8 protein-coding genes are annotated in these 8,363 nt (G+C 66.6%); 4 read left to right on the top strand and 4 right to left on the bottom strand.

The window, feature by feature from the left end; translation table 11 throughout:
• From AX681_RS04515 to AX681_RS04500, 4 genes are all read right to left on the bottom strand, one after another.
• Positions 1 to 1,294 (bottom strand): TonB-dependent receptor (locus AX681_RS04515; RefSeq protein WP_156456033.1); only part of this gene is annotated, 1,294 nt, incomplete at its 3' end.
• 104 nt (positions 1,295 to 1,398) lie between these two features.
• Positions 1,399 to 2,481, bottom strand: a complete 1,083-nt coding sequence (locus AX681_RS04510) for an alpha/beta hydrolase (protein WP_066663511.1) — start codon at positions 2,479 to 2,481, stop codon at positions 1,399 to 1,401.
• 112 nt (positions 2,482 to 2,593) lie between these two features.
• Complete coding sequence (locus AX681_RS04505; protein WP_231733820.1) at positions 2,594 to 3,598, bottom strand: LacI family DNA-binding transcriptional regulator; 1,005 nt, start codon at positions 3,596 to 3,598, stop codon at positions 2,594 to 2,596.
• A 78-nt stretch (positions 3,599 to 3,676) separates the two neighbouring features.
• Positions 3,677 to 4,978 carry an SGNH/GDSL hydrolase family protein gene (locus AX681_RS04500; RefSeq protein ID WP_197422024.1) on the bottom strand — a complete coding sequence of 434 codons (1,302 nt, stop codon included), beginning with the start codon at positions 4,976 to 4,978 and terminating at the stop codon, positions 3,677 to 3,679.
• Between the two features lie 126 nt (positions 4,979 to 5,104).
• Between AX681_RS04500 and AX681_RS04495 the strand changes: the two genes are divergently transcribed.
• The 4 genes from AX681_RS04495 to AX681_RS04485 all read left to right on the top strand — a co-directional run.
• On the top strand, positions 5,105 to 6,334 hold the full coding sequence (locus tag AX681_RS04495; protein WP_066663517.1) for a hypothetical protein: 1,230 nt from the start codon (positions 5,105 to 5,107) through the stop codon (positions 6,332 to 6,334).
• Positions 6,335 to 6,464: 130 nt separating this feature from the next.
• Complete coding sequence (locus AX681_RS04490) at positions 6,465 to 6,857, top strand: c-type cytochrome (protein ID WP_082738089.1); 393 nt, start codon at positions 6,465 to 6,467, stop codon at positions 6,855 to 6,857.
• Positions 6,858 to 6,877: 20 nt separating this feature from the next.
• A complete protein-coding gene (locus AX681_RS21800; RefSeq protein ID WP_156442889.1) occupies positions 6,878 to 7,042 on the top strand; it encodes a hypothetical protein in 165 nt (54 codons plus the stop codon).
• Positions 7,043 to 7,066: 24 nt separating this feature from the next.
• On the top strand, positions 7,067 to 8,363 hold a 1,297-nt coding region (locus tag AX681_RS04485), incomplete at its 3' end, for an MFS transporter (protein ID WP_066681880.1).

The raw sequence follows: 8,363 nt of genomic DNA, 5'->3' as shown, positions 1-8,363 counted from the left end.
CGGTCGCGTCGGCAAAGGCGCGTTGGTCATGGTATTGGCGCAAGCCGACCAGCGGCACCAGCTTCCCATCGAACAGTTCGTAGCTGACCTCGCCGAAGAAGGCGTAGTTTTCGGTCAGCGTGTCGTTGTCGGCGTTGATGACGACCGCCGGCAGCGTCAGCGCATTTTTCTGCGGGCCCGACCCGTCCTGGTACGACGCGCCGAGCAGCCATTTGAACGGCCCGCTGCCGTTGGAGTTCAACCGCAATTCCTGCGCGAACATGCTCGGCAGGAACTGGCTGGAGAAGGAGCCGGAGGGCGAGAGCGGGATGTTGATCCCGAACACGCCGTCCAGCTGGCTGGTCGCGCTGGTGATCGTGAACGCATCGAAATCGACCGTCGCGGTCAGGCTGTACAGCGTGAAGTCGCCGTTGGAGAAACCGTCCTGCCCGGCGGTGTTCTGGAAATAGGGCGGATTGACCGATGCGGTAAAGCCAGTGAAGCCCTGCCGCGGGCGGAACTTCCAATATTGCGCGCGGATGTTGACGTTGTCCGCCGGGCGGAACAGCGCGACGACGCGGATGTCGTCATTCTTGGCGACATTGACCCCGGTCTCGTCGGGCGTGCCGTCGAACGGGCCGTAATAGGCATCGGCCCAGCCTGCATCGCGCGAAAAGCCGCCGCTGACGCGCACCGCCAGCATGTCCTTGACGATCGGCACCGAAATCGCGCCGGCGACGCCATAGTTGAGGCCGTCGGCGCCGCGGGTCTGCGATGCCTCCGCCTCGAACGCATAGTCGAAATCCTTGAGGTTCGGATCGCGGGTGCGGAAGATGAACACGCCGCCCGACGAGCCCTGGCCATAGAGCGTACCCTGCGGCCCGCGCAGCACTTCGACGCGGTCGATGTCGAGGAAGCGCACCGGCGGCGCGATGCCGAAATTGGTGACGATGAACGGCGCATCGTCGAGATAATAGCCGATCGGCGAGTCGCCATTCTGGGTCACGCTGCCGCGCAAATTGTAAAAGCGCGACCCGTTCGACTGGCGGAACCCTTCGAATGCGCCCGGCACGCTCGACACCAGATCGCCGATGGTGCTGATATTGCGCTCTTTCAGCTCCTCGCCGTCGAACGCCTGGATCGCCAGCGGCACTTCCTGCAGCGCCTGTGCGCCGCCCTTTTGCGCGGTCACCACGACCTCATCGGCCGCGCTTTCCTGCGTCGTGCTGGTGGCGTCGCTCTGCGCAAATGCCGGGGTCATCCCCAGGCCGCTAACGACCGCAATGGCCGCGACTGACGTGCAGAAACGCTTCATCGTCCTCTCCCCGGTTATTTTTTCAATCGATTGCATAAAATGGCATAAATGGGCCGAAAACAGTCGTCAAGAATCGCCCCGGCCCCAGGCGATCCCGACGCCCCTTATTGTTGTGGCCGCGCAAAGGCGCGGCGCAGCGCCTCGATCTTTGCGCGGTTGAACTGCCTGGCTTGCGGCGAGTCCGCCGACAATTGGTCAAACCCGTGATAGGCACCCGGAATGACCTGCAACTCGGTCGGGACGCCCGCTTCGTTCAGACGCCGCGCATAATCGATATCCTCGCTGACGAAGAGATCGACCCCGCCGACCTGGATGAACGCCGGCGGTAGCCCGGCAAGGTTGGGCGTGCGCGCCGGCACGGCGCGCGCGGGCACCGTGTCGGTGCCGGGAGCCTGGCCCAGAAACGCCTTCCAGCCATATTGGTTTTCCGCCGCGCTCCACCCGACTGTCGCGATATGGGCGGGCGGCTTCACCGCGCCGCCGGTGCGATCGTCGAGCATCGGATAGACCAGGGCCTGAAACGCGATCGGAATCTCGCCGCGGTCGCGCGCGGTGATCGCGAGCAGTGCGGCGTGACCGCCGCCAGCGCTTTCCCCCGTCACCGCGATGCGGCTGCGGTCGAGACCCAGTTCCGTCGCGCTCTGGTACATCCAGCGCAGTCCGGCGTAGTTATCCTCGATCGACCCTTCGAAGGTCGTCTCGGGCGCCAGGCGATATTCGACGCTGACGATCACCGCATCGAGTTCGCGCGCCATGTCCTGCAGGCGGCGCACATCGGTGGCTGCGGTGCCAAGGATATAGCCGCCGCCATGAGTGTGCAGGATTCCGGGCCGACTGGTCCCCGCCTTGGCATTGATCACGAACAGCTTGATCTGCGGCGCACCGGCCGGGCCGGGGATCAGCTTCTCGACCACCGGGATATCGGCGTGGCGCGGCGGGATCGGCGGGCCGCCGCCGCGCTTGCGCGACGCGAGCACCATCGCTTCGTCGATCGTCCCCATCATCTTGGAAAAGCCGATCGCCATGCGCGCGCCCGCGCGCAGTTCGGGCGCGATCGGTGCCAGCTTCGCCTCGTCCTCGGCGGTGAGTTGAGCGGGCGGCGGCCCCTGCTGCGCCAACGCGGCAACGGGAACGGTCGCGACGGTGAGCAACGCAGCTCCACAGGCGACAGAAATCCTTGCGCGCATCCAACTCTCCCAACCATTTATCGTTCGGACTCGGGTCCGTTATGGGCGCATCCTATTAGCAATCGATTGCAAGTCAACTCCACCAAAGTCGTAGATCGCGCGCCGAATGCTCTCAGCTTGATTCGCGAACGATCAGTTCGGGGGTGAGGATGGTCGATCCGGTCGCCTCTCCGGCGATCCGTTTCATCAGGCTGTCGACGAGATGCGCGGCGCCGGCGGCCAGGTTCTGACGCACCGTCGACAGCGGCGGCGCACTGGTGCGCGCGAGGTAGAGGTCGTCATAGCCGATCACCTTGACGTCCCCCGGGACCGACAGGCCGCGCGTCGCCAGCACCTGAATCGCGGTCAGCGCGATCAGATCGGACGCGGCGAAGATGCCGTCGGGCAGGATATCGGACTGGTCCAGAAACGCGTCGATATCCGATCCGCTGACTTCCGAATCGAAATGGGTCGTCGCATCGACCAGCCGGATGCCGTCCTGCGCGGCGATCGCCGCCTTGGCACCCTCAAGGCGGAGCGACGGTTCGATCGCCTGGGTATTTCCCAGAAACGCGATCTTGCGGCAGCCGCGATCGATCAGATGCTGGGTCGCGAGCCGCCCGCCGAGGAAATTGTCGGTTCCGACCGAACAATGGATCTGCCCCTGCACGAACCCGCCCCATGCCACGAGCGGCAGATAGTCGGCGGCAGTGCGATCGAGCACCTGCGACTGGTCCGACTGGCCGACGATGATGAAGCCGTCGACGCGATCGGCATCGATCAGGCGCGCCAGCCAATTGTCCTGATTGGGAATGACGCGCGACAGCATCAGGTCGAATCCGCGCTCGCTCAGTTCGTCGGCGAGGTAGCCGATCAGCGTCATGAAGAACGGGTCGGACAGATGCTGCCCGCGGTCATGGCCCAGCGGCACGACCACGCCGATCGCGCCGCGCTGTTTGGTGCGCAGATTGCGGGCGAGCGCGCTGGGGCGAAAGTCGTGCGTTTCGGCGAGCTTGCGGATGCGTTCGGAGGTCTTGGAATTGACCATCGTCTTGCCCGCCAGCGCGCGCGACACGGTCGCTGCCGACACGCCCGCCAGTTCGGCAAGGTCGTAGATGGTCTTGATCTTGCGCGCCAAATTCCGCCTCCCGCTCACGCACTGAAGGGGATAGGGTCGCGCCGCCCCCTTTGCAACAAGCCCGTCCCCGGTTGCAGGCTAGTTGCGTAGGAACGGCGCAAGGGCGATCGCACGCGCCATTGCCGCATTTCCCGCGTCGTTCGGATGGACATTGTCGCCGGGGTCATAAGCCGGGTTAAGCCGCGTCGGACGCGCCGGATCGCGTAGCACCGCATCGAAATCGACCAGCGCGTCGAACTTGCCGCTCGACCGGATCCACTGGTTTACCGCCTGACGCAGCGTTTCGGTCTTGTCGCTGTACAGCCACGTCCCCTCGGTCGGGGCGATGGTGGCGCCCATCACCTTGATCCCGTGCAGATGCGCGCGATCGATGAATTGAGTGTAGGCCGCGATCAGGTCATCGGCCGTGACCGCCTCGCTCGCCGGCATGCCCGGGATTGCGGCGAAGTTGATGTCGTTGATCCCCTCCAGCAGGATAACCCAGCGCACGCCGGGCCGCGCCAGCACGTCACGATCGAACCGCGCCAGCGCGGAGAGCCCAGCACCGTCGCGTCGCACGCGATTGCCCGAAATCCCCATGTTAATGACCGACAGGTGCCGGGTCCGCGCATCCGCCTGCAGCCGCTCGGCCAGCAGCTCCGGCCACGCCCGGCCCGCATCGGGCGTCGTGCCATAGCCGTCGGTGATCGAATCGCCGAAGGCGACGATCGTGCCCGCCTTGGCATCTGTCTGCACCGCCAGCCCGCTCAGCCAGAAATAGGACCGGTTCGTCTCCGCACCGGCAAGCCCGACATCCTCGGTGCGCTCGCCCTTCGCGACATAGGTGGTGCGCAGCCCCAGCGGATGCAGCGTATTGACCGCAACATCGTCGGGAAGATGGATCGAGACCGCGAGCAGCTCGAGCGCAGCGACATCGAGCGCCACCGGGTCGCTGAATACGACCGCGCCCGGCTGGATCACCACGCCGGGCTGTCCGGCAAAGCTCAGCGCCTGCGACGTTCCCGGCCGGATCGCCCCGGCTCGGGCGTTCTTGGCAAGTGCCGCGCGGCCGATGCGGAGCGGCTCCCCGCCGCTCGCATTGGAGAATTGCACCCGCCACACCCTGCCTTTGACGGTCGAGCGGACGACCATGCGCACGGTCTGATCCTTCAGCCGTTCCGGCGTCGGCAGGATCGGTGAGGGCATTGCGGGCGGCGGCGGTGCAGGACGCGCCTCTCCGGCCGGGCGCGGTGGCAGGCGCGGCGGCGGCATCGGTGCGAGTTGCTGCGCGGTGCCCCAGGCGCTGATCCAGCGATCTTCCGCCTGCGCCACCGGCGGCAGGGCGAGCAGCATCATGCCGCACAGCGCGATCCATCCGCGCGCAAATCCCCTGCCCTTCACCGACCCCTCCATTCAACGCTACGGCGATCTCGCGCCTGCAATCGATTGCCAATCGCTATCACCGGTGCGTGCGTCCGACAAGCAGGCGATCTTGGCGGTTGGCAAAGCGCTGGCTAGACCAGCGCCATGCGCTCGCTCTCCCGCCATCTGCTCGCTCTCTTCGCCTGGCTCGCGCTCCCCCTTCCTGCAGCAGCACAACCCGCGCAGACCCGCGCCGCAGCGTTGGCGCAGGACGCCGCCGAATATGCCCGCGCCTATGGCGTGCCGGCACCCGAAGCCATGCGCCGCCTGATCGCGCAGCAGGAGAGCGTACCCGCGATCGACGCCATCGCCGATCGCTATCGCGACCGCCTCGCCGGAATCTCGGTCGAGCATCGCCCGGATTATCGCTTCATCGTGTACCTCACCGGCGACCGTCCGGTCCCGCCCACGCATGTGCTGAACGGGCCGATGCGCGTCCCGGTCATGTTCCGCACCGGTGCCAAGGCCAGTCGCGAACGGGTGCTGTGGGCGCTGACCAACCACCAGCCCGCGATCCGCGCGGCGCTGGCCGATACGCCATCGATGGGCATCGACCCGCGCACCGGCGAGCTGGTCGTGATCGCCGCCAAGTCCGCAGTCGATCGTGCCGGGGGCAAGCCCGCGCTCGATACCAGGTTGGCGCAGCTCACCGGGGTGCCGGTGCAGGTCCGCATGATCGATCAGGTCGATCGCAATCTGGGGCCCCAAGGCGGCGGGCGGCTCGACGGCACCGATCCGGCGAGCGGGCGGCGCTATCGCTGCACCAGCGGCTTTCTGGTCGGTGACGGCACGCGCACCGCGATTACCACCGCCGCCCACTGCCTCGACGACCTCGCCTATATCGATCCGGCGCGTCAGGCGACGCCGCTCGGCTTTGTCGGGCAATGGGGCTGGGGCTATCACGATGTCCAGATCCACACCCTCCCCACCACCGCGCGTCCGCTGTTCTTCGCCGACACGGCGCGGACGCTAGCCCGCCCGGTCGAGGCGCAGCGCGCCAAGACCAGCACCCGCGCGGGGGATTTCGTGTGTCATCGCGGCGAGAGCACCGGCTATAGCTGTGCGGAGGTGGCGCTGCTCGACTTCGCCCCCTCGGGACAGCTGTGCGGCGGATACTGTCTGCCGACCTGGGTCGCCGTGTCCGGCCCCACCTGCAAACAGGGCGACAGCGGCGGCCCGGTGTTCAGCGGCACCACCGCGTTCGGCATCGTCAAGGGCGCGGCATTCCGGCCCGACGGCTCCTGCGCCTTCTATTTCTACATGTCGCTCGATTATCTGCCGACGCCGTGGCGGCTGCTCACCGAACCCATGCCCCTAGCGATCGCGACGCCTTGATCGACTGATCGGCGCGGCTCCTGCCTGTCGATGAGCGCGATCCTTTCCGACGGGCTTGCGTTGCGCCCCGCCATCCGCTTAGATGCTGTCAACGATGTCAGCCTGAAGGTTGGCGCAGACGGAGGGGATTGTGAAAGCGCTTCTCGCATTGCCCTTCGCGGCATCTCTGATCGGCGTGGTAGCGCTAACGGCGGGAACGCCCCGCGTTGACGCGCGCCAGAGCCAGGATCCGGGCGCGCAGGCGTTCGCCGCGTGCCGTGCCTGCCATACGCTCCCCGCTGGCGGAAAGAGCGTGATGGGTCCCAATCTCAACAAGCTGTTCGGTCGCAAGGCCGGTGCCGCGCCGGGATTTGCCTATAGCCCCGCGCTCAAGGCGTCGGGTATCGTGTGGGATGCCAAGACACTCGACGCATATCTCGCCGCGCCGACCAAGGTCGTTCCGGGAACGCGCATGGTGATGAAGGTGCCCGATCCGGCACGCCGGGCCGCGCTGATCGCCTATCTGAAAGCCGAAACGAAATAGCTGGTCTGCGGAGGGTTGGTATGAAGGGTCCGGCGGTCTTCCTGGCACAGTTGATAAGCCATGCCGCGCCGTCCGATACCCTGCCCCGTGCCACGCATATGATCCGCAAGGCCGGCACGGCGTTCGACGGTTTCGCCGGGGGCAGCAATCCGGGGCTCAACCGGGCGATGCTGGGGCTGACATAACGACAAAAAGGGGGGGATGCGGCGATGGCCGAGACTTATCACAAGGGGCGACTGTTCTGGCTGGGCATTCTCGCCTTGTTCACCGCAGCGGCGGGCCTGGCGATCCGTGGGGCGATTGCGAGCGGTCTGAAGGCCGAATGGATCGACCCGATCGCGCCGCTGCAGGCGGGTGAGCTGATCGCCGCCGCATTGGGCGCCGCGTTCCTCAGCTTCGCGATCACGTTGTTCGTCGCCAGCGCGTTCCTCGACCAGATCGGGATGAAGCGGTGTCTGGTCGCCGCGGGCCTGTGCTTCTTCGCCGGGCCGCTGCTGATCGTCACCGCGGGCCAGATCGCGAGCGGGATGACGATCTACACGATCGTCTGGGTCGGGATGCTGCTGAGCGGAATCGGCTGGGGGCTCACCGAAGCGGCAATCAACCCGCTGACGACCCAGCTGTATCCCGATGACGCGACCCACCGGCTCAACGTGCTGCACGCCTGGTTTCCGGGCGGCATCATCATCGGCGGCCTCGCCGGATTCTTCCTGTCTGCAACCCTGCCGTGGCAGGGGATCATGGCGCTGGTGATGATCCCCGCAGTCGCGACGATCCTGCTCGCTGCGACCACCAGCTTCCCGCCGCCGCTGCGCAGCGAGAGCGGCGTAAGCTTTGGCCAGATGATCGGTGAGGTGTTCCGCCGCCCGAGCTTCTTCATCTGGTTCGGTGCGATGTTCCTGACCGCGGCGTCCGAGCTCGCCCCCGGACAGTGGATCGACGTCGCGCTGTCCAACCGCGTGGGCATGCGCGGCATCCTGCTGCTGGTGTACGTCAACGCGCTGATGTTCGTGTTCCGCCACTTTGCCGGGCGGCTCGCCAACAAGATTTCCAACCCCGGCCTGCTATGGGTGTCGAGCCTGCTCGCCGGCATCGGGCTGTTCATGCTGTCGCAGGCGCAATCGCCGGTTGCCGCGATCATCGCCTCTACCGTCTGGGGCCTTGGCGTGTGCGTGATGTGGCCGACGATGCTCGCCTCGGTCGCAGAGCGCTATCCGCGCGGCGGGGCGTGGGCGATGGGGCTGGTCGGATCGGCGGGCGCGCTCGCCAGCTTCTTCGTGCTGCCGCAGCTGGGCGCGATGTTCGATCAGGCCAAGATCGAGTTCGCGGGCGGGCCGGAGGCGTTCGCCGCGATGACCGGCGCGGCCAAGCTGGCGGTCGAGGATGCCGCGGCATCGGTATCGTTCCAGAAGCTGGCGATCATGCCTGCGGTCCTGCTGGTCGTGTTTGGCTTCATCTGGCTGCGTGAGCGCGGCAAGTCGCGCGCGCAGCTGGCGGGTGAAGCAG

Source organism: Sphingomonas sp. CCH9-E2 (genome assembly GCF_001557215.1).
Taxonomy (GTDB): domain Bacteria; phylum Pseudomonadota; class Alphaproteobacteria; order Sphingomonadales; family Sphingomonadaceae; genus Sphingomonas.
The sequence above is the reverse complement of the archived record's forward strand: the minus strand, read 5'-3'. Positions and strand labels throughout refer to the sequence as shown.